Origin of the sequence: Streptosporangium sp. NPDC049376, from assembly GCF_044466505.1 — a bacterium.
GTDB lineage: Bacteria > Actinomycetota > Actinomycetes > Streptosporangiales > Streptosporangiaceae > Streptosporangium.
This window is the reverse complement of the sequence record NZ_JBITMT010000001.1, coordinates 25859-45070: the sequence shown is the minus strand read 5'-3', so window position 1 is coordinate 45070 and position 19212 is coordinate 25859. Positions and strand designations below refer to the sequence as shown.

Annotated in this window: 16 protein-coding genes; 11 read left to right on the top strand and 5 right to left on the bottom strand. The window is 72.0% G+C overall.

From position 1 onward, the window contains the following. The first annotated feature begins 3 nt into the window (after positions 1-3). The gene (locus ACIBVQ_RS00180) at positions 4-1422 is read left to right on the top strand and encodes an ATP-binding protein (protein WP_399174686.1); all 1419 of its coding nucleotides are present in this window, start codon (positions 4-6) and stop codon (positions 1420-1422) included. A 25-nt stretch (positions 1423-1447) separates the two neighbouring features. Here ACIBVQ_RS00180 and ACIBVQ_RS00175 read toward each other — a convergent pair whose 3' ends face one another. Next, complete coding sequence (locus ACIBVQ_RS00175; protein ID WP_399174684.1) at positions 1448-2683, bottom strand: alpha/beta fold hydrolase; 1236 nt, start codon at positions 2681-2683, stop codon at positions 1448-1450. Positions 2684-3081: 398 nt separating this feature from the next. Here ACIBVQ_RS00175 and ACIBVQ_RS00170 point away from each other — a divergent pair, with 398 nt between their 5' ends. The 6 genes from ACIBVQ_RS00170 (at position 3082) to ACIBVQ_RS00145 (ending at position 9823) form a co-directional block, all read left to right on the top strand. Next, complete coding sequence (locus ACIBVQ_RS00170; protein ID WP_399174682.1) at positions 3082-4518, top strand: BTAD domain-containing putative transcriptional regulator; 1437 nt, start codon at positions 3082-3084, stop codon at positions 4516-4518. A gap of 215 nt (positions 4519-4733) precedes the next feature. Further along, the gene (gene bluB / locus ACIBVQ_RS00165) at positions 4734-5360 is read left to right on the top strand and encodes a 5,6-dimethylbenzimidazole synthase (protein ID WP_399174680.1); all 627 of its coding nucleotides are present in this window, start codon (positions 4734-4736) and stop codon (positions 5358-5360) included. A gap of 81 nt (positions 5361-5441) precedes the next feature. Next, entirely contained in the window at positions 5442-5711 is a 270-nt protein-coding gene (locus ACIBVQ_RS00160) for a GntR family transcriptional regulator (protein ID WP_352008417.1), read from the top strand. Between the two features lie 84 nt (positions 5712-5795). Next, positions 5796-7052: a serine hydrolase domain-containing protein gene (locus ACIBVQ_RS00155; RefSeq protein WP_399174678.1), complete on the top strand. Its 1257-nt coding sequence runs from the start codon at positions 5796-5798 to the stop codon at positions 7050-7052. Between the two features lie 105 nt (positions 7053-7157). After that, positions 7158-9461: a serine/threonine-protein kinase gene (locus ACIBVQ_RS00150; RefSeq protein WP_399174676.1), complete on the top strand. Its 2304-nt coding sequence runs from the start codon at positions 7158-7160 to the stop codon at positions 9459-9461. After that, a complete protein-coding gene (locus ACIBVQ_RS00145; RefSeq protein ID WP_362783605.1) occupies positions 9458-9823 on the top strand; it encodes a VOC family protein in 366 nt (121 codons plus the stop codon). Before ACIBVQ_RS00150 ends, ACIBVQ_RS00145 begins: the two co-directional genes overlap by 4 nt. Here ACIBVQ_RS00145 and ACIBVQ_RS00140 read toward each other — a convergent pair. Further along, positions 9808-10746, bottom strand: a complete 939-nt coding sequence (locus tag ACIBVQ_RS00140; protein WP_399174674.1) for a zinc-binding dehydrogenase — start codon at positions 10744-10746, stop codon at positions 9808-9810. The two genes, ACIBVQ_RS00145 and ACIBVQ_RS00140, sit on opposite strands and share 16 nt — an antisense overlap. A gap of 100 nt (positions 10747-10846) precedes the next feature. Between ACIBVQ_RS00140 and ACIBVQ_RS00135 the strand changes: the two genes are divergently transcribed. Beyond that, positions 10847-11449 (top strand): TetR/AcrR family transcriptional regulator, encoded by a 603-nt coding sequence (locus tag ACIBVQ_RS00135; protein WP_399174672.1) that lies wholly within the window; start codon positions 10847-10849, stop codon positions 11447-11449. A 315-nt stretch (positions 11450-11764) separates the two neighbouring features. After that, entirely contained in the window at positions 11765-13450 is a 1686-nt protein-coding gene (locus ACIBVQ_RS00130) for a CHAP domain-containing protein (protein WP_399174670.1), read from the top strand. Between the two features lie 8 nt (positions 13451-13458). Here ACIBVQ_RS00130 and ACIBVQ_RS00125 read toward each other — a convergent pair whose 3' ends face one another. After that, the gene (locus tag ACIBVQ_RS00125) at positions 13459-15255 is read right to left on the bottom strand and encodes a trypsin-like peptidase domain-containing protein (protein WP_399174668.1); all 1797 of its coding nucleotides are present in this window, start codon (positions 15253-15255) and stop codon (positions 13459-13461) included. A gap of 154 nt (positions 15256-15409) precedes the next feature. Here ACIBVQ_RS00125 and ACIBVQ_RS00120 point away from each other — a divergent pair, with 154 nt between their 5' ends. Beyond that, complete coding sequence (locus ACIBVQ_RS00120; RefSeq protein ID WP_352008409.1) at positions 15410-16231, top strand: HipA family kinase; 822 nt, start codon at positions 15410-15412, stop codon at positions 16229-16231. Further along, on the top strand, positions 16228-16605 hold the full coding sequence (locus tag ACIBVQ_RS00115) for a DUF3037 domain-containing protein (protein ID WP_352008408.1): 378 nt from the start codon (positions 16228-16230) through the stop codon (positions 16603-16605). Before ACIBVQ_RS00120 ends, ACIBVQ_RS00115 begins: the two co-directional genes overlap by 4 nt. A 9-nt stretch (positions 16606-16614) precedes the next feature. Here the strand turns inward: ACIBVQ_RS00115 and ACIBVQ_RS00110 are convergent, their stop codons facing one another. Both ACIBVQ_RS00110 and ACIBVQ_RS00105 read right to left on the bottom strand, forming a co-directional pair. Next, positions 16615-17457, bottom strand: coding sequence for a DUF4081 domain-containing protein (locus ACIBVQ_RS00110; protein WP_352009434.1), 843 nt, complete (start codon positions 17455-17457; stop codon positions 16615-16617). A gap of 82 nt (positions 17458-17539) precedes the next feature. Then, positions 17540-19099 carry an alpha/beta hydrolase gene (locus ACIBVQ_RS00105; RefSeq protein WP_399174665.1) on the bottom strand — a complete coding sequence of 520 codons (1560 nt, stop codon included), beginning with the start codon at positions 19097-19099 and terminating at the stop codon, positions 17540-17542. Positions 19100-19212 lie beyond the last annotated feature (113 nt).

Genomic DNA, 19212 nt, shown 5'->3' with positions numbered 1-19212 from the left:
CGCATGATCGACATCGACGTGCTCCGCGGGCTGTTCCTGTTCGAGAAGCTCGACGAGGAGAAGCTGCGGTGGCTGGCCTCGCACGGCGAGGAGCGTGAGTTCGGCGCGGGCGGGACGATCATCCGGCAGGGCGAGCCCGCCGAGCACTTCGTCGTCCTCATCGACGGCGAGATCGTCATGTCCACCGAGACCCCGGCCGGTGTGGTGACCATGACCCCCACCTCCCAGGTCGGGGTCTACGCCGGGGCGACCTCGGCCTACCTGGGCGAGCGCGCCCCGGAGACCTACGCCCACTCGCTGCGCGCCACCAAGCCCTCCCGGCTGTTCGTCCTGCCCGCCAGGAAGTACGGGAAGATGGTCGCCGAGTGGTTCCCGATGGCCGTCCACCTGCTCGACGGGGTGCGTCTGGGCGGTCTGGCCCAGCGCGAGCTCATCGACAGACGGCAGCGGCTGACCGCGCTCGGCACCATCACCGCCGGGCTCACCCACGAGCTCAACAATCCGGCCGCCGCGGCCGTGCGCGCGGTCGGCGAGCTGCGGGAGAAGATCAAGTCGGCGCGGCGGGAACTGGCCGACCTCACCGAGGCGGGCATCCCGCCCGAGCGGCTGCGCGCGCTGGTCGACCTGCAGGAGGGCTGCGCGGAGAGCGTCGGGAACGTGCCCGCCCTCACCCCGCTTGAGACCTCCGACGCCGAGGACGAACTCGGCGACGCCCTGGAGGCCGCCGGGGTCGAGGACGCCTGGGAGATCGCGGCGCCACTGGTGAGCGCCGGGTTCGGCCAGGAGGGTCTGGAGAAGGTCAGGGCCAAGATAGGGGAGGAGCACCTGGCTGGCGCGGTGCGCTGGCTGGCGGAGGCCGTCGAGATCTCCCAGATGCTCGACGAGGTGACCGACGCGACCGAGCGGATCTCGACGCTGCTCGCCTCCGCCAAGCAGTACTCCCAGATGGACCGCGCGCCGTACCAGCGGGTCGACCTGCGGGAACTGCTGGACAGCACGCTCACCATGTTCCGCGGCAAGATCCCGCCGGGAATCACCGTGGCCACCGACTACGACCCGGAGCTGCCACCGCTGCCAGGCTACGCCGGAGAGCTCAACCAGGTGTGGACCAACCTGGTCCACAACGCGCTCGACGCCATGGCGGGCGAGGGGACCCTCACCGTCCGCACCCGCCTCGAACACGGCACGACCGCCCTCATCGAGATCTGCGACACCGGGCCCGGCGTGCCCGAACACCTGCGCGACCGGATCTTCGAGCCGTTCTTCACCACCAAGGCCGTCGGGGAGGGCACCGGACTCGGCCTGGACATCTCCTACCGCATCGTCGCCGGACGCCACGGCGGCGACCTGCGCGTGGAGTCGGTGCCCGGCGACACCCGCTTCCAGGTACGGCTGCCGCTGACCGAGGTCCTCTCCCCCTGAGCACCAGGAGAGGGGTGCCCCGGTCTCAGCCGTACACGCCCGTCATCGTGTCCATCAGGCGGGCGAGCACGCGTTCGCCCGAGACCCGCACGCCGTCGTGCTCCCACTCGCTGGTAACCCAGGTCCGCACCTCACCGACCTCGGCGGCCGTCCGCATGGACAGGCCCTCGTCGACGTACATGTCGTTGTAGTAGACGGCCGCGGCGACCGGGACCCGGTTGGCGGCCAGCCGTACGGGGTCGTACAGGTGGGGCCAGGAGTCGTCGGCGGCGAGGATCTCCACCGCGCCCCTGAAGGGACGCAGGGCCGCGATCTCCTCGAACATCCAGGGGTAGATCATCTCCCCGGTCGGCAGCAGGGGCCGGGCGTCCTCGGCGAACTCGGCGGGCAGCAGCCGGTGCGCGGCCCACGCGGTCGCCGCCCCCTGGGCGTAGATCGACTCGTGCATGACCGCGTAGAGGGGGTTGCCGACGAACCCGGTGGCCATCATGACCTCGTAGCGGAACAGGTCGGACAGCTCCCGCCCGGTCCACGCCTCGTCCAGGAGCCAGTGCAGGTACTCGGCGCCGTCGCTCATCCCCAGGCACATGCCCAGGCTCTGCAGACGGCGCACGGTCAGCACGTCCCCGTCGGGAAGCCTGACCTCCTCCTCGCGCAGCCGGTCGGCGACGGCGTCCAGCCTGGCCGAGTCCCCGGGATAGCGGGCGAAGAAGCGTTCGACCTTGGCGCGGACCCGGGGGTAGGTGAGGGAGTAGACCTCCGCCGCGTCCGCCGCGAGCCCCGGCAGCCCACCGCACACGTAACACGCCGCCAGCCCCTCGGGCGCCCTGGAGAGGTAGGTCAGCGTGATGAACCCGCCGTAACTCTGCCCAAGGGTCTCCCACGGCCGGTCACCGGCCAGCTCCCGCCGGATCAGCTCGGCGTCGGCGACGATCGCGTCGGCGCGGAAGTGCCGCAGCCTGGCGGCCACCTCGGCGTCGGTCCCGGTCAGCGTCGCGGCGGTCATCGGGGTGCTGCGGCCCGTCCCCCGCTGGTCGAGCAGGAGGACCCGGTGGGTGCGCAGCGCGCGTGCCAGCCAGCCGTCCGCCGCGTGCGGCCGGGGTGACTTGCCGCCGGGACCGCCCTGGAGGAAGACCAGCCACGGCAGGTCGTCCCCCCGCCTGGCCGGGTCGACCGCCTCGCGGGCGAAGACCTCGATCGTCTCCCCGCCGGGATCGGCGTGGTCGAGAGGCACGGTGAACACATGGTCGGTGAGCGCCACCCCGGGCAGGCGGACTGTGCCTCTTTGCGGCGCCTCAGGCACCGCGGGCTTGGGCGCTCTCAAGTCGGTGTCTGCGCCTCTTAGCGGCGCCTCCGGCACCGCGGGCTTGGGCGCCTCGGGTCGGTGTCTTCCCTCGTCGCTCATCCGCTGCGCTCCTTCGCTCCTCAGTCCAGACACCGACGCGCCCAAGCCGAAACCCTTCACACACGGCGCCGAAGCGTCAGACCGTGTTTCTTCCCGACGCCTGACGGTGGCACGGACTTGGCAGCCCTGAACCGACGGCTTCCCTGCACGATGCCTTCGACATCGGCGCGTCCGAACCATACCTCCTCGCGTTGTCTCTGACAGCACGCCGAAGGGCAGACGAATACTGGACGAAAGCTGCCATACTCCACCGCGTGGACTTTCTCGTGCTGGGGAACCTGACGATCACGCACCAGGGGCAGTCCACCGCCCCCACCGCCGCCAAGGATCGTGCCTTCCTCGGTGAACTGCTCGCCCACCCCGGCGAGACCGTCTCGACCGAGCACCTCGCCAACGCGCTGTGGCCCGACCGGCTGCCCGCCGACCCGGCCAACGCGGTCCAGGTCCGGGCCTCCCGGCTACGTGCCCTGCTTCGCTCCCTCACCGGACCCGTGGAGACGGAACCCGTCCTGTACAGCAGGGCGGGCGGCTACGGGCTCAACCTCGGCGAGACCGGCACCGACCTGGCGCGGATGCAGCGGGCGCTGTCCCTGGCCGGTGAAGAGCGCGACCCGGAGGCGGCGGCGAAGACCCTGCGGGAGGGGCTCGACCTGTGGCGCGGGGAGCCGTTCAGCGACGTCCCGCAGACACCGTGCGTCCTGGAACGAGCGGCGCACGCGCAGGAACTGCGGCTGTCCGCCATGGAGCTCTACGCCGAGCTGACGTTCTCCGGGGAGGCCGCCCTGGGGACCCTGGTCGCCGAACTGGCCGAACTGACGAGCCGTAACCCGCTGCGCGAGACGCTGCACCACCGGCTGATGCGCGCCCTGCACGCGACCGGGCGGTCGGCCGAGGCGCTCACGCTCTACGAACGGCTGCGCAGGACCCTCCGCGACGAGCTCGGCACCGACCCCGGCCCCGAGTTGCGCGACCTGCACCGGGAGATCCTGGCCTCCGGCTCCGACGGCACGGAGACCGTGGAACCCCGTCCTGAGCCTGCCGAGACCGGGTCCGCGACCGACCCGGCGCCGCCCGCGAAGCCTGTGGAGGCCGTGGACCCCGCGCCCCCGGCGGGGTCCACGATCCCGGCGGTCCTGGCGGACGGGTCCTGGGGGTGGTCCTTCAAGGAGACGGTTCCCTGGGGGGTGCTTCTCAGGAGACGGTTCTCCGGAAAACGGGCGCGGCTGACGGCCGTCGTGGCCGTGGTCGTCTGCCTGCTCCTCGGAGCGGCCCTGTGGCTGTGGCTGCCGCGCCCCGAGGAACTGCCCCCCGAGACCCATCTGGTCCGGCCCATCCCCGGCGACCGGTCACGGCTCGCCAAGGACGTGACCTACCCCGACGGCAGCACGGTCCGGGTCGGTGAGACGTTCGTCAAGACCTGGCAGATCGACAACATCGGCACGGTCCCGTGGCGGGACCGCTACCTGTACCGGCAGTGGCCGTGGGACGGCGAGGACCTGTGCCAGACCGAGCACAGGAGTGTGCGCATCCCCGACACGGAGCCCGGCGAGTCCGCGCTGGTGAGCGTCGAGGTGCGGGCCCCCAAGGAACCGGCCCGGTGCAAGGTCTACTGGAAGATGGTCGACGTGGACGGCAACCAGTACATGCCCCACCTCAGCGGCATCTTCTTCGACGTCACGGTGGTGCCCTGACCTGGGCCTTCACTCGGCCCGTGCCCGCCGTACAGGAAACGTGCAGGGCCGCCCGGCAGGCTGACCGCGGTGGTGTCGCCCTCGGCTGAAGGGGGGCGCGTCCGCCGTATCTCTTCTCCGGCCACGAGAGGGCGCGGGGGCCCACGGGGGCGTGGCCGGGAGAAGAGGTACGGCGGGCGTACCGGTGCGCGGCGCGACACGAGATGCTGGCGATCATGCCTGAGTTCTACGACGTGATCTTCGAACGACGGGACGTGCGCGGTGAGTTCACCGGCAAGGACGTGCCCGAGGAGGTCCTGCTACGGATCCTGGGGGCCGCTCACGCCGCGCCCAGCGTCGGCCTCTCCCAGCCCTGGGACTTCATCGTGGTCCGCGACCGGGGGATCCGCGAGGCCTTCGCCGGCCATGTCCAGCGGGAGCGCGCCGTCTTCGCGGCCACCCTCGACGCCGAGCGGGCCGCGACGTTCGCCACGATCAAGGTGGACGGGGTGCGCGAGTCGACGCTCTCCGTCGTCGTCACCTACGACCCGGCGCGCGGGGCCCCGGCCGTCCTCGGCCGCCACTCGATCGCGGACGCCGGGCTCTACTCGGTGTGCCTGGCGATCCAGAACCTCTGGCTCGCGGCCACCGCGGAGGACCTGGGGGTCGGCTGGGTGTCCTTCTACCGGGAGGAGTTCGTCAGCGACCTGCTCGGCATCCCGGAGGGGGTCCGCCCGGTGGCCTGGCTCTGCCTGGGACCGGTGACGCACCGGGAGCGCGTGCCCGACCTCGAACGCAAGGGGTGGCGCGGACGCGTCCCCCTGGCCGACCTCCTCCATCGGGACGGCTGGCGGGGACGCTGAGCCGTACAAAACGTCTGTCAACCGTCGTCCCTGTTACGGCACACCTGGGACACGAAGCCCTACGGCGGGCATCCAGGACATATGGCCGCGACCATCGAGCCCGGTGACCCGGGCGACTCCGTCCCCGCCCACCTGCGGCTCGCGGGCATCCTCCGTGCGCGGATAACGAGCGGTGAGCTCCAGCTCGACCGCCCGCTCCCCTCGGAGGAGAGCCTCCAGCGGAGCTACGGCCTCGATCCGGGCAGCGTACGGCGCGCGATCCAGGTCCTGTCCGACGAGGGCCTCGTCTACACCGTGGAGGGCGGGGGCGCCTACGTGTCCTCCCGCGCGGAGGAGACCGGCGGGGGCTGAGGGTCCCGGGTCGCTCCCGGGCGTTGTTAGGCTCAACGCCCGGCGGGTTTTCCGCGCTCACATGCGTTTTCACAGGAGTGGACGATGGCGGTTCACGGATGGTGCCATCCTCGGTTCTCGCGGGTGCGCGAGGTGTTCCGCCAGAATTTCGCCGGTGACGGGGAGCTCGGCGCGGCCTTCTCCGTCTTCCTTGACGACAGGCCTGTCGTGGACCTGTGGGGTGGTGTGGCCGACCGCCGTGACGGGCGTCCCTGGGAGCGTGGCACCCCCACGCTGGTCTACTCGTGCACCAAGGCGGTGACCGCGACGGCGGTGCTGCTGCTGGCCGAGCGCGGTCTGCTGGACGTCACGGCACCGGTCGCCGAGGTGTGGCCCGAGTTCGCCCGCGCGGGCAAGGAGCGTGTCACCGTCGAGCACCTGCTCACCCACCAGGCGGGGCTGCCGGTGATCGAGGAGCCGGTGCCGGTCGAGGAGTTCGAGGACCAGGAGGCCATCGCCGACCGGCTGGCCGGGCAGGCGCCGTTGTGGGAGCCGGGGACCGGGCACGGCTACCACGCGCTGACCTACGGTTTCCTGCTGGGCGAGGTGATCCGCCGGGTCTCCGGAAAACGGGCGGGTGAGTTCGTGGCCGCCGAGATCGCCGACCCGCTGGGGCTCGAACTCTGGCTCGGCGCGCCGGACGACGTGGCGGCGCGGGCGGCCCGGCTGTCCGGCGGGCTGCGTCTCGGGGCCTCGGCACCGGCGACTTCGGAAAAGCCTGCGACACCCGGGAAACCTGCGACACCCGGGGAACCGGCGGCTTCGGGAACCCCGGCGGCGCCCGGGAACGTGACAAACCCCGGCGCCGACGCCGGGGAGGCGCTCGGCAGGGCCATGCGGGACGGCGAGAGCCTGACCGGCCGCGCCATGGGCAACCCGCAGGTCACCAAGCTGCGCGGCGGCGCCAACCACCCGGTCGTCCTGCGCGCGGGCTGGCCCGCGATCGGGGTCGTCGCCACCGCCCTCGGCCTGGCCGGGTTCTACCGTCATCTGGTCGCCGGGCGGATCCTGCGCCCGGAGACCCTGCGGGACGCCGTCAGGCCCCGGGTCTCCGGCCCCGACCGGGTGCTGCTCCTCGACAGCTCCTTCGGCCTCGGCTACATGCGGCCCGCACAGGCCTTCCAGGTCCCCGAGCAGGGGATGCGGACCGCCTTCGGCCACACCGGCATGGGCGGTTTCCTCAGCCTCGGCGACGTGGAGCACGGCCTGGGCATGGCGTACACGATGAACAGGATGACCGACGCCGTCGCCGACAGCCCTCGTGCCCACCGGCTCGCCGAGGCCGTCTACGCGTCTCTTTAGACCGGTCTCCCACATAGCGATTTCCTTACGAAATTCGCGAACCGTGACAACCGACGGCAGGGGTGAGACCGTCGAACAAGCGACGGCGCTCGGAGGGGGACTCCATTGGTTCCGGGATACCACGAGGTTCGAGACCTCGGCGCGGGAGGCGGCGGCCGGGTGGTGCTGGCCACCTACACCGCGACCGGCGCCTACGTGGCGATCAAGTATCTGAACACGGCCCTGCGGGGCGACCACAGGTTCCTGGCGCGCTTCCGCGAGGAGGCGCGCGTCATGGTCGAGCTGTACGACCCGAACGTGGTCCAGTTCTACGAGTACTACGAGGACACCCGCGACGCCGCGATCGTCATGGAGCTGGTCGACGGCGTCTCCCTCAGGAGGATCCTGGCCGAGCACGGCACCACCAGCCCCGAGGCGGCGCTCGTCGTGCTCAAGGGCTCGCTGCTCGGACTGGCGTTCGCGCACTCCTCCGGGATCGTGCACCGCGACTACAAGCCCGAGAACGTGCTGATCCAGGCGGACGGCGCCAGCAAGCTGACGGACTTCGGCATCGCCGCCCGCACCGGGGCCTCCGACGCGCCCCAGGGCACCCCGCCGTACATGGCCCCCGAGCAGTGGGCCGGGCATCCGGCCACCCCGGCGAGCGACGTCTACGCGGCCACCTGCGTGCTCTTCGAGTGCCTCACGGGGCATCGGCCCTACCGTGCGGAGAACGGGGCCGCGCTGATGCACCAGCACCAGCGGGCGCCGATCCCGATCGAGGCCGTGCCGAGTTCGGTGCGGGGCCTGGTCGCGCGGGGCATGGCGAAGAATCCGGCGGACCGGCCCGCGACGGCGGAGGCGTTCGTCCTCGAACTCGAAGCCGCCGCGACCGCCGCGTACGGACCGGAGTGGGAGCAGCGGGGGCGGCGGCACCTGGCAGAGCTGGCCACCCTGCTGGCGCTGTCGTTCCCGCTGGCCAGGCCGGCCCAGCGGGCGAGCACCTCGCTGGCGAGCACCGTGCTCGGCAGGGGCGGCGGCAGGCGCCGTCCCCGTCTCGGCCCCAGGCTGCTCGCCGGGGTCGTCGTGATCACCGTCGCGGTCACCGTCGGGCTGGTCGCCTCGGGGCGGTCGGCCGACAGGCTCTCGGCGAACTCGATCTTCACTCCGCCCGCGCATGTGCCCGGGGCCGGGAAGACCCCGCCGGACGGCGCGGGCGGCTCTCCCCCGCCGGAACCGGCCCGGCCTCCCGTCAAACGGCCGCACACCGGAACGGAACGGACCTCGGCCAGGTCGGAGAGCACGCCCCCGAAGGCCCACCCGACGCCGCGCAGGACCCCGACGTCGTCCCCGAGCGCGCGGCCGACCCCGATCACCGACCCGTCGCGGACGCCGTCCCCCACCCCGACCTCCAGCCCAGGGGTCGACGACCTCGCGATCACCCGGTTCGACGCGGGCGGGGCGACGCTCAGCCTGCGCTCCTCGACCCCGGCCTCCGTCGTGCTGACCGTCTCCTTCGCCCAGGGTGAGGAACGTGACGACCTGACGAAGGTGGCCACACGGAGTTTCACCCTCAGGGGCAACGGCGTCCACTCCCAGCCCGTTCCCTACGCCTTCACCGCCCCCGCCTGCGAGCAGACCCTCTACCGCAGGGTCACGGCCTCGACCTCGCCCCGGTTCTCCGGCGGGGAGCTGAGCCGTACGGTCGAGGTCAGGGGCGGCCCGTGCCCGGCCCCCGAGGTGCGCAACGCGGAGATCACCTCCTGGGACGGCGAGACGGCCGTCGTCAAGGTCCGTGCGGGCGGTCCGGGCAGGGTACGGCTCACCGCGTCCTTCACCCGCAAGGACGACGAGGGCGGCGTCAGCACGCTGGACACCGTGACCAGGACCCTGTCCGGGGAGACCGGCTACTCCGTCGAACTTCCCGCTCCCCCGGCCGAGGTGCCGTGCGGCGGGCGGGCCGTGCTCGGGGTCACGGTCACCACGGACCGTCCCGCGGGCAACGGCGCCCAGTACGCCCAGACGGTGGTCGAGGGTGAGGAGTGCGCGCCTCCCGCCGTCACGATCACCTCCTTCGACGGCACCTCCGTCAGTTTCCGGGTGCGCGCCTCCGGCACCTCCCCGGTGACCGTACGGCTGGCCTTCACCCAGCAGGTCCCCGGCGCCGACGGCGGGACGACCGGCAGCGCCAAGACGATCGAGTTGTCCGGCCGCACCGACTACACGCGCACGGTGGCCGGCGAGTTCGCCACGCTGCCCGAGTGCGGGCAGTACGCCCGGCGGACCGTGACGATCACCACGGTGCCCGCGGGTGAGAGCCGTTCGAGCCAGGCCCGGGTCGACCTGCCGCCCTGCGAGCAGGAGCCCGGCCCCTCCGACCCCTCGGAGGCGCCGCAGGACGTCCCCTCCGTTCCCGGGGAGCCGGGATGACCTCTCCCCTGGAGGCCGGTGTGAGCAGGCTCGGCAACGTGCTGGTCCCCGTCGAGGACATGGACGGGGCGATCGCCTTCTACTCGGGTGCGCTCGGTCTCGCGGTGCGTTTCCGTGACGGCGACCGGTTCGCCGCTCTCGACGGGGGCGGCGTCACGGTCGCGCTGGTCGGGGCGGCCGAGCGGGTCGCGGGCGACGTCACCGCGCCCTCCTACCGGGTGGCGGACGTGGCGCTGGCCGTACGGGAGCTGACCGGGGCGGGCGCCGAGGTCGTCCAGGAGCCCGAGAGGGGGCCGCACGAGGTCAGGGCGGTGCTCCGCGACCCCTCCGGCAACGTCCTGGTGCTCTACGCCCCGCTCTGACCCGCCCGCCACGGTTCGACGTCCAGTACGGCCTTGCCCGCGACCTGGCGTCCGAGCAGGGCCTCGGCGGCCTCCGCGAGGCGCTCCCAGGTGTCTCGCAGGCCGATCTCGGCGGAGAGCCTGCCCTCGGCGGCCAGGCCGAGCAGGGTGGCCAGGTCGGGACCGAAGGCCGTGGCGTCGCCGAACGTGCTGATCGTCCTCGACCGGCCGAGGAAGAACAGTGAGCCCGGCGCGAACACGGCGGGTTCTCCCGAGGCCCAGCCGATGCTCTGGAGGTCGCCTCCGGGGGCCAGCAACGGCCAGGCGGCGACCAGTTGCGCCCCGCCGACGTTGTCCAGGATCAGGTCGAAGGAGCCGTCGATCCCGTCGAGGCCGACGACCACCTCGCGGGCGCCCAGTCCGGCCAGCCCCTCCCCGCGTGCCGCGGAGCCGACGGAGGCCACGACGTGTGCCCCGCCCAGCGCGGCCAGTTGCACCGCGAACCGGCCGATCCCTCCCGCCGCCCCGGTGACCAGGACCCTGCGGCCCAGGATCGGGCGGGTCCGCAGTGCCCGCAGCGCGGTGACCCCCGCCATCGGCAGCGCCGCGGCGTGGGCCAGGTCGACGACGTCGGGGACCTCGGCGACCGCGTCGGTGTCCACCGCGACGCGCTGCGCCCAGGCGCCAGGCCCGAAGGCGACGACGCGGGTGCCCTCCGCGGGCCCGCTGCCGTCCGCGGAGGCGCGTGCCACGACGCCCGAGGCGTCGTAGCCGGACACCGTTCCCGGGGGAAGACTCCCGGCGAAGGCCACCTCGCCCCGGTTGAGTGAGATGTGCCGCACGTCGATCAGGACCTGGCCGGGACGTGGTTCGGGGTCGGCGACCTCGGCGATCCGCAGCGCGGCCCGTGCCCGGGGGTCGGTGACGACGGCGCGAACGGTCATGGGACTTCCCTCCGTGGGGATCACTGCAGCGGACCGTCGGTCCGCTTACCTGGACGCTAGAATATTCGGACCATCGGTCCGCTTGTCAACGGGAGAGCCCATGGCCGAGCAGCGTCAGGAGCGCGCCGACGCCGCACGCAACCGGAGAGCCGTCCTGCGGGCGGCCGAACGGCTGGTGGCCGAGCACGGCGGCGACCACGTCTCCCTCGACCGGGTCGCGGCCGAGGCGGGGGTCGGCAAGGGGACCGTCTTCCGCAGGTTCGGCAGCCGAACCGGCCTGCTGCGCGCCCTCCTTGAGGAGCGCTCGCTCGCGCTGCGTGAGGCGATCGTGGACGGCCCCCCGCCCCTGGGGCCGGGCGCGCCCGCGCGGGAGCGCCTGACGGCCTTCCTCGACGGGCTCTGCGGGATCGCCGAGGCCAACGCCGCCCTGCTGACCGCGCACGAGCAGGCGTGCGCCGACGCCAAGTACACCGAGCCGAGCTACCTGTTCTGGCACGGCCACATCGCGACCCTGGTGGCCGAGGCGCGCCCCGGCCTCGACGCGGACTTCGCGGGTTTCCTCGCCCACGCCCTGCTCGCCGTGTTCGACGGTGAACTGGTCCGGCGGACGGCGTCGCCCGAGGAGCCCCGGCGCTTCACCCGGTCCGTCACCGAACTGGCCCTCGCCCTGCTCGACGCCCCCGCCCCACCGCGGATTTCGTGATTCGCCAGATCTTTTTTGGCTGGGCGTTTACAGTGGAAAAATCATGAAAATGCCTTTGACGTCGGCTTTTGCCGTCCGGTGCACCATAGCTCGTTCCGGAGCGGGTCCCGGACCGTCTTGACCTTCCCTTTAAGGGAGGTAACCTCCCTCGTCACGGAAGACAACTGGCCAATGGTGCCGCCACACGTGTCTCGGCCGCCTCGCCGGTCGGTCCCGTGACGCACCATCGCTCGACCCCCGTCTTCCGGCGGCCAGGTCGCGAGGGCGGCGCGACCATGCTTCGACGGCCGTCGGAGGATGACCGGAAACTTCCAGATGACACCTGAGACGTACAAGTTCATCGAACTGCTGGAGAGCCAGCTCGGGTACTCCGAGCGGGGCAGCGGCTACACCAAGTTCGGCGATTGGTACAACACCGTCGAGTTCGACGCCGACTACAGCACGGCCCCCTGGTGCGACATGTACCTGTCCTGGGCGGCCAAGAAGCTCGGCTACGAAGACTGGGTGGGGCAGTTCGCCTACACCGTCCACCACGCCAAGTGGTTCCGCCAGCAGGACGCCTGGGGCACCGTCCCCAAGCCCGGCGCCCTCGTCTTCTTCGACTGGAGCGGCGGCAAGAAGCTCGACGGCATCGACCACGTCGGGATCGTCACCCGGGTCGAGGGCAAGAAGATCCACACCATCGAGGGCAACATCGACGGCGGCGTCGCCAAACGCAAGGTGCGCGACACCGACAAGGTCGTCGGATACGGATACCCCGAGAAGATCAAGGCCCGTCTGGACGAGGAGGCCGCCCAGCAGCAGGAGATCGTCACGGCGTCCCCCCGCCCGGACAACTCCGTCGCCCTCACCCGTAACCCCGACCTGCTGTCGCAGGCCCCGCCCGCCACGGTGCGGGAGAACCTGCCGCCCTCCCCACCGGTCAGGACCGGCCCCAAGCACGCCAAGCCGGAGACCGGGGCCCACGCGAAGGACCCCTCAGCGGCACAGGCGAAACCCCAGCCTCCCGCCAAGCAGACCGCGAAGACCGCGCCGCCCGCCACCACGCAGGCCGCGGGCCGTACCGGAAAGCACGCCAAGCCCGCGACCGCGGACACCAACGCGATCGCCGCCGCCCCCGCCGCCACGAGCCTGCGCCTGCCCTCGGAGGCCCCCCAGCTCGGCACCCCCGCGATCCTCGCGCCGGTCCTGCTGACCGCCGTCGCACTCATCGCCCACGCCAAGACCAGGCAGCTGAAGACACGCCCAGCGCTCGCCATGGCCGGTGCCGGGAGTACGGCCGGCACCGGCCGGGCGCCCGGCCGCCGTCGCGCCCCGGGACGCCGCCGCGTCACCCGCGCCGTGCCCGTCACGGCCCTCGCCACAGCACCTGCCGCGGTACCCACCGTGGCGCCCACTGTGGCACCCACTGCGGCACCCGCCGTGATGGCCACCACGGCGCCTGTCACGGCGGCCGTTCCCGTGCCTGCCCCTGTGTCGGCCACGGTTCCCGCCGGGCTGTCCGCCACGGCGCCCGCCGTCGCGGAGACCACGTTCAGGTCCGCCCAGACGACGGGGTTCCCCTCGGTCACCGCTCCGCCCGCGCGTGTCGAGGAGCCGGAGGTCCCCGACCTCCCCGGCGGCGGACGGCACACGCGGCCCCACACCGATCCGCTCCGCGCCGCGGAGCCGGGCACGGTCCGCCGCTACGACGGCCCCCGCCTGCCCTACCAGGGGAGGCGCCGCCTGCGCGAGCACCCGGTCACCGAGTCCTCCACCCTGTCGCCCGGTTTCGCGCAGGACGCCCCGCTGCGGGGCAGGCGGCACCGCAGGCCCGAGACCCCGGTCAGCACGACCATGCGGTCCACACGGCCGACCCGGCCCGTGCACGCCCGTCCCGCGACCACCCCGGCCGCCGTCCAGGACGGGCCGGTTCCCGTACTGACGGCGCCGCTCCCCGCTGACGACCCGGCCCTGCGCCGTCCCTACCAGGGGCGGCGCAGGGCCAGGGTCACCGTCTGAGGGAGGCGTCAGCGTCGCTCGGGCGGGCGCCGCTGCCCCATGCTGCGGCGCAGTTCCTCAAGTTCCGCCTCAAGCCCGGCGATGCGGGTGTTCGCCCCCGGCCCCTGCCCCTGTGCCCGAGGAGCCTGAGCCTGAGGGGCCTGGGGACCCTGAGCCTGGGGGCCCTGGATCTGGGGCGGCGCGCCGTACTGCTGGGCATGGGGGCGGACCGAGCGGGTCTCCTCAGAGCCGGGCGGCAACGGGTAGGGCGGCCGCTGCTGGTAGGCCTGCGCCCCCGCGGAAGGCCCTCCGAGCGCTCCCCCGGGTGCCCCGCCGTACGGCTGGCCGTACCCCGGTCCCTGCGGCGAGTGACCGGGCTGGGCACCGTAGGACACGGGCGGGAACGAGGTGGGCGGCGTCTTCACCCGGCGCCTGCCCTTACCGGCCATGGCCACCAGGGCGCCGACCACCAGCAGGGCGACCGCCCCGCCGCCGCCCCACAGCACCCACGGCAGGATCGGTGAGGAGCTCTCGTCCTTGCCCGCGGTGATGGCCTGCTGGGAGTCGGTGATGTACTTGGCCACGTAGGGGTGGTTCGGCTGCAGCGCCTGGACCTCACGGAACTTCGGCAGCGCCTCGGAGTAGTGGTTGGCGAAGAACAGGTCGAGCGCCTCGTTGTAGGCCTTCGTCGTGGCCGACTCTGCGGGCTTGATGTTCTTCTCGTTGAGCTTCTCCTTGACGATGCTGACCGGCAGCACGAAGCTCTCGCCCTCGGTCGAGCCGCCGTCCTGCTGGATGAGACCGCCGACCAGGATGCCGATGACCTTGCCGTCCCTGCTGAACACCGGCCCGCCCGAGTTTCCCGGGTAGGACGGGGCCTGCGTCTGGATGTACGGCACGCCCTCCGGGGTCTGCCTGCTGGCGTTGTAGGGGCCCTCGGTGAAGGCCGGGTCGAGCTTGGACTCGACGTTGAAGATCGAGGTCTGCGTCACCGTGCCGGGGAACCCGCTGATGTAGAGCGTGTCACCGACCCGGACGTCGGAGTCCTGACCGAGCGGAACGGTCGGCAGGTTGTTCTGCCCGTTGGCCTTGAGGATCGCCACGTCCTTGCCCGGGTAGACCGTGCCCTTGGCGACCAGTTCGATGGGGACCGACTTGGCCGTCTTGTCCACCCCGCCGCCGGGCAGGCTCTGCAACAACGAGAGCGAGCTCTGGACGTTGCGGATCTTGATGTTGTCCGCGTTCCAGACCTGGAAGATCTTGGAGGCGGTCCTGACGATCTCGTCGTCCGAGGCGACGTCGCCGAGATCGGCGATCAGGTCGGCGGCGTCCTTCTTGTTGACCTCGGTGAGCGCCTGCTCCGCGAAGGTCTGCGCCAGCTCGGTCTCCTCCTGGCCGACGCAGTGCGCCGCGGTCACCATGTAACCGTCGGGGGTCACCCACCAGCCGGTGCACAGGCCGCCCGCGCTCGCCTCGACGACGCGCTCCGGCGTGCCCGGCGAGAAGTAACGCCCCGGCTCCTTGGCCATCTGCTGGACGACCCACCGGTAGATGCTGTTCTCGTCCGCCGAGATCTTGCCCGACTGGACGGCGGAGATGCCCTGCTGGGTCAGCTGCTTGATCGCGTCCAGGTTGGCGACCGGCGTCGGCACGGCCACCTCCGCGGTGTAGGACACCGAGGTCAGCTGCACGGCGGGATGTGTCCTCGCCGCGAGCCACGTTCCCACGGGAACGTCCAGTTCCTTCGGCTTGGCCATGGCGGCGCCCGGCAGGGCCAGCACCCCGGCCATGGCCAGTCCGGCGACGGCGCTGAGTCTTCGCCACATTTTCTTACTCTCCCCAAACTCGCTTCCCAGGCGAGAGCATGGCCCGCCGCACTTGGGGGGCACTTGGAAGCGACTGGGACATTCGTTAACAGCTGCCCATATGTCGTGACACGAGTGGCGATAGAGGACCGTGACCATCCGCTAGCCTGGCGGAGTGCTGGAACAGATCACGGCCACCCGATACGTGACTCCGCTGCGCGAGGGCGGGTCGCTTCCCGGCGTGGTCGAGGCGGACGATCTCGGGACCTACGTCGTGAAGTTCCGGGGCGCGGGGCAGGGCCGCAGGGTGCTCGTCGCGGAGATCATCGCCGCCGGGCTGGCCCGCCGCCTCGGCTTCCGCACCCCCGACCTGAAGGTGATCGACGTCGATCCGCAGCTCGGCGTGCGGGAGCCCGACGAGGAGATCCAGGACCTGCTGCGGGCCAGCGCCGGGCTCAACCTGGCGGTCGACTTCCTGCCCGCGGCCCTCGGCTTCGAGCCGCTCACCTGGCCGCCCGACCCCGGCTTCGCCTCCCGGCTGCTCTGGTTCGACGCCCTGATCCACAACGTGGACCGCAGCTGGCGCAACCCGAACCTCCTCGTCTGGCACGGCGACACCTGGTTGATCGACCACGGCGCCGCCCTGTGGTTCCACCACAACTGGCCGGCCGCCGACCCGGAGCGCCCCTTCGACGGCTCCGACCACGTGCTCGCCCCCCACGCGACCCTCCTCCCTGAGGTCGACGCCGAGCTGAGCGAGACGATCACCAGGGACCTCCTCGACGGAGTCGTCGACGAGGTCCCCGACGAGTGGCTTGAGGACGAACCCGGCTTCGACGGGGCCGAGGCCGTACGGCAGGCCTATGTGGAGCATCTGCTGGCCAGGGCGCAGGCCCCCAGGCGGTGGCTCCCCCAGGAGCTTCCCCAGGGGGCTCCCGGGGCACGGCAGGGCGGCAAGACCGGCTCGGTGGGCGCGTTCTGGAAGGACAACCGGTGAGAGACGTCTACGAGTACGCCGTGATCCGGGTCGTCCCCCGCGTCGAACGCGGCGAACTGATCAACGCCGGGGTGCTGCTGTACTGCCAGCCGCGCGACTACCTGTGCGCCGGGATCGAGCTTGACGAGGCCAGGCTGCGGGCCCTCGACGCGAACGCCGACGTCGAGGGCGTACGACACGCTCTGGGCGCCTACCGGCGTTCCTGCCTCGGCGAGGAGGGTCCGCTGACGGGCGAGTCGCTCGGCAGCCGGTTCCGCTGGCTGACCGCCCCGCGAAGCACGATCGTGCAGACGGGCCCGGTGCACGCGGGTCTCACCGCCGACCCCGGCGCCGAACTGGAACACCTGCTGACCAGGCTCGTCCGGGCCCTGTGAACCCGCTCCTCAGAAGAGGACGGACATGAAGGTGCCGACCTCGCGGAACCCCGCCCTGCGGTAGGCCGCCCTCGCAGGGGCGTTGTAGTCGTTGACGTACAGCGAGACCACCGGCGCGAAGCATTCGAGGGAGTGCTTGAGCACCGAGGCCATCCCGGCGACCGCGTGGCCCCTGCCCCTCAACTCGGGGTGGACCCAGACCCCCTGGATCTGGCACGCCTGGGGGGTCACGGCGCCGATCTCGGCCTTGAAGACGACCCGGCCGTCGTCGATCCTGGCGTAGGACCTGCCGATCCGGATCAGCTCGGCGACCCGTGACCGGTAGAGCGCGCCCCCGTCGCCCACCTCGGGCGAGATGCCGACCTCCTCGGTGAACATCGCGACGCAGGCGGGCAGCAGGATCTCGAACTCCTCCGGCCTGACCCGCCTGACCAGGGGGTCGGCCGGGACCGGGGACGGCTCGGTCGCCTCCATCACCGGCTGGGTCCACCGGATCGCGCGGGCCGCCCCCCAGTACGGTTCGAGCCGCTCCCAGAGCGGCTCGACCGCGTCGGACGGGCCGACGATCGAGGAGCAGCGGCGCCCCTGCTTGCGGGCACGCTCGGCGAAGGCGTGCACGGCCTCGGCGCCGGCGTTGACCGGGACCAGGTTGGCTCCCGCGTAACAGAGCGAGGTGAGGCCGCCGCGCGGGCCGAACCCCCACATCTGGCCGCCGAGCCTGGCCGGGCTGAGACCGACGGCACGAACCCTGGAGGCGACGAAAACGTTGGAGACGGGGTCGGCGTCCAGGATCGCCAGCACCTCGTCACGATCGTTGTCGTCGAGCACGCGCGACGCCATTGTGCGCAGCATCACGCGCCCAGCCTACGCGACCCCCACGATTTTGGCAGGAACCAACACAGAGCCTGTCATCTACCCTGGGTGGCCTGTGTTGTCACCCGGCCGCGGCCGGTGCCTGCGAGGTCGCGGCGCATCGGGCGTCCGGTCCTCGCGCCGCCCGCCTGGCCGGGCCGAAGAGCGTCCCGTCCCTGAGGTAGGCCGCCAGCCTGCGGTCCACACACTGGTTGCCGCTGAAGGTGGCCCCGTGGTTTCCCCCGGCCACGGCCAGCATCCTGGAGCGCCCGAACACCGCCCGCATGCGCAGCGCCCCCCGGTACGGCGTCGCGGCGTCGCGCTCCGCCTGAACGATCATGATGGGCGGCAGCCCGGCGTTGTCCTTGAGCGTCACCGGGGTGCCCCCGCGCTCGGGCCAGAACACGCACGGCGCGTTGTACCAGGCGTTCGACCAGGTCAGGAAGGGGGCCTTGGCGTGCGTCCTGGACATGTCGGCGCGCCACTTGCTCCACTGGCCGGGCCAGGCGGCGTCATGGCACTGCACCCCCAGGTAGACGGCGTAGCCGTTCTCGTCCTCGGCGTCGTTCTCGGCGTACCTGTGGTAGGCGGCGAGCAGCGGGGCGTCGTCCCCCTTCTTGACGTAGGTGGAGAAGGCCTTGGCCAGCTGAGGCCAGACGAGGTCGGAGTAGCCGCCGAGGGTGTAGATGTCGTCGAGTTCACTCGGTCCGACCACCCCGCCCGCCGGGCGGACACGCAGCCGGTTGCGCATGGCGTACCAGGCGAAGGAGACCATCCTGGTCGTCCGGCCGAGCCGGTAGACGTCGTTGTGACGGGCCGTCCAGCGCAGGAAGTCCCGGTGGCGCCGGTTGAAGGCGACGTCCTGGGCGAGGTTGGAGCCGTACCAGATGCCCTTCGGGTCGACCACGCTGTCCATGACCATCCGGCTCACCCTGCCGGGGAAGAGGGTGGCGTAGACCGCGCCGAGATAGGTGCCGTACGAGTAGCCCAGATAGCTGATCTTCTCCTCGCCCAGCGCCTTCCTGATCTCGTCCATGTCCCTGGCGCTGTTCTCCGTGCTCAGGTGCGGCAGCATCCAGTCCCACCGGCTCTGGCAGGCCTCGGCGTACCGGCGGGCCCTGCCGAGCAGCACCGCCTCCTGTTCGGCGTTGCCGGGAACGTTGTCCGGACGGGGCGGGGCGTAGTACTCGGCGGGATCGACGCACCGTAGCGCGGGTTCGCTGTGGCCGACCCCCCGCGGGTCGAACCCGATCACGTCGAACCGTCCGGCGAGGTCCGGGGGAAGCTGGGCGGCGACCCGCCTGGCCAGGCTGAGGCCGGAGGCCCCCGGCCCTCCCGGGTTGACCAGCAACGCCCCCAGATGGTTCCGCGAGTCCCCGCCCCTGACCCGGTTCAGCGCCAGGCTGATGGTCCGGTCAGGATCGGCGTAGTCGAGCGGGACCCTCAGGGAGGCGCACTCGACCGCCACACCCGCCTGTTCACCGGTCCCTGAGGAGGCGTCCGCGTCCGACGAGGCCTTGCCCGGTGTTTCGCAGGGCCCCCAGACCAGATCGTCCCGTTCCTGCGCCGCCGCCTCCTGCGGTAGCCCGGCCATGGCGGCGAACACCGCGAAGCCCACGGCGACCCCGACAACCCTTTTCACGAATTCCCCCTACTCGTACGGCAGAGGCGATGGTCTCCCAGCCGGTGACCCGGCCACGGGCGGTACGACGAGATCCTTGCCATCCCGTGACCGTCACGTTGCCGTCCGGGAGC

Excerpts from the sequence above, each read along its gene's own strand:
- ACIBVQ_RS00180 (WP_399174686.1), top strand. The coding sequence starts at position 4 with ATGATCGACATCGACGTGCTCCGCGGGCTGTTCCTGTTCGAGAAGCTC.
- bluB (WP_399174680.1), top strand. The coding sequence starts at position 4,734 with ATGCCTGAGTTCTACGACGTGATCTTCGAACGACGGGACGTGCGCGGT.
- ACIBVQ_RS00160 (WP_352008417.1), top strand. The coding sequence starts at position 5,442 with ATGGCCGCGACCATCGAGCCCGGTGACCCGGGCGACTCCGTCCCCGCC.
- ACIBVQ_RS00155 (WP_399174678.1), top strand. The coding sequence starts at position 5,796 with ATGGCGGTTCACGGATGGTGCCATCCTCGGTTCTCGCGGGTGCGCGAG.
- ACIBVQ_RS00145 (WP_362783605.1), top strand. The coding sequence starts at position 9,458 with ATGACCTCTCCCCTGGAGGCCGGTGTGAGCAGGCTCGGCAACGTGCTG.
- ACIBVQ_RS00140 (WP_399174674.1), bottom strand. The coding sequence starts at position 10,746 with ATGACCGTTCGCGCCGTCGTCACCGACCCCCGGGCACGGGCCGCGCTG.
- ACIBVQ_RS00135 (WP_399174672.1), top strand. The coding sequence starts at position 10,847 with ATGGCCGAGCAGCGTCAGGAGCGCGCCGACGCCGCACGCAACCGGAGA.
- ACIBVQ_RS00130 (WP_399174670.1), top strand. The coding sequence starts at position 11,765 with ATGACACCTGAGACGTACAAGTTCATCGAACTGCTGGAGAGCCAGCTC.
- ACIBVQ_RS00125 (WP_399174668.1), bottom strand. The coding sequence starts at position 15,255 with ATGTGGCGAAGACTCAGCGCCGTCGCCGGACTGGCCATGGCCGGGGTG.
- ACIBVQ_RS00110 (WP_352009434.1), bottom strand. The coding sequence starts at position 17,457 with ATGCTGCGCACAATGGCGTCGCGCGTGCTCGACGACAACGATCGTGAC.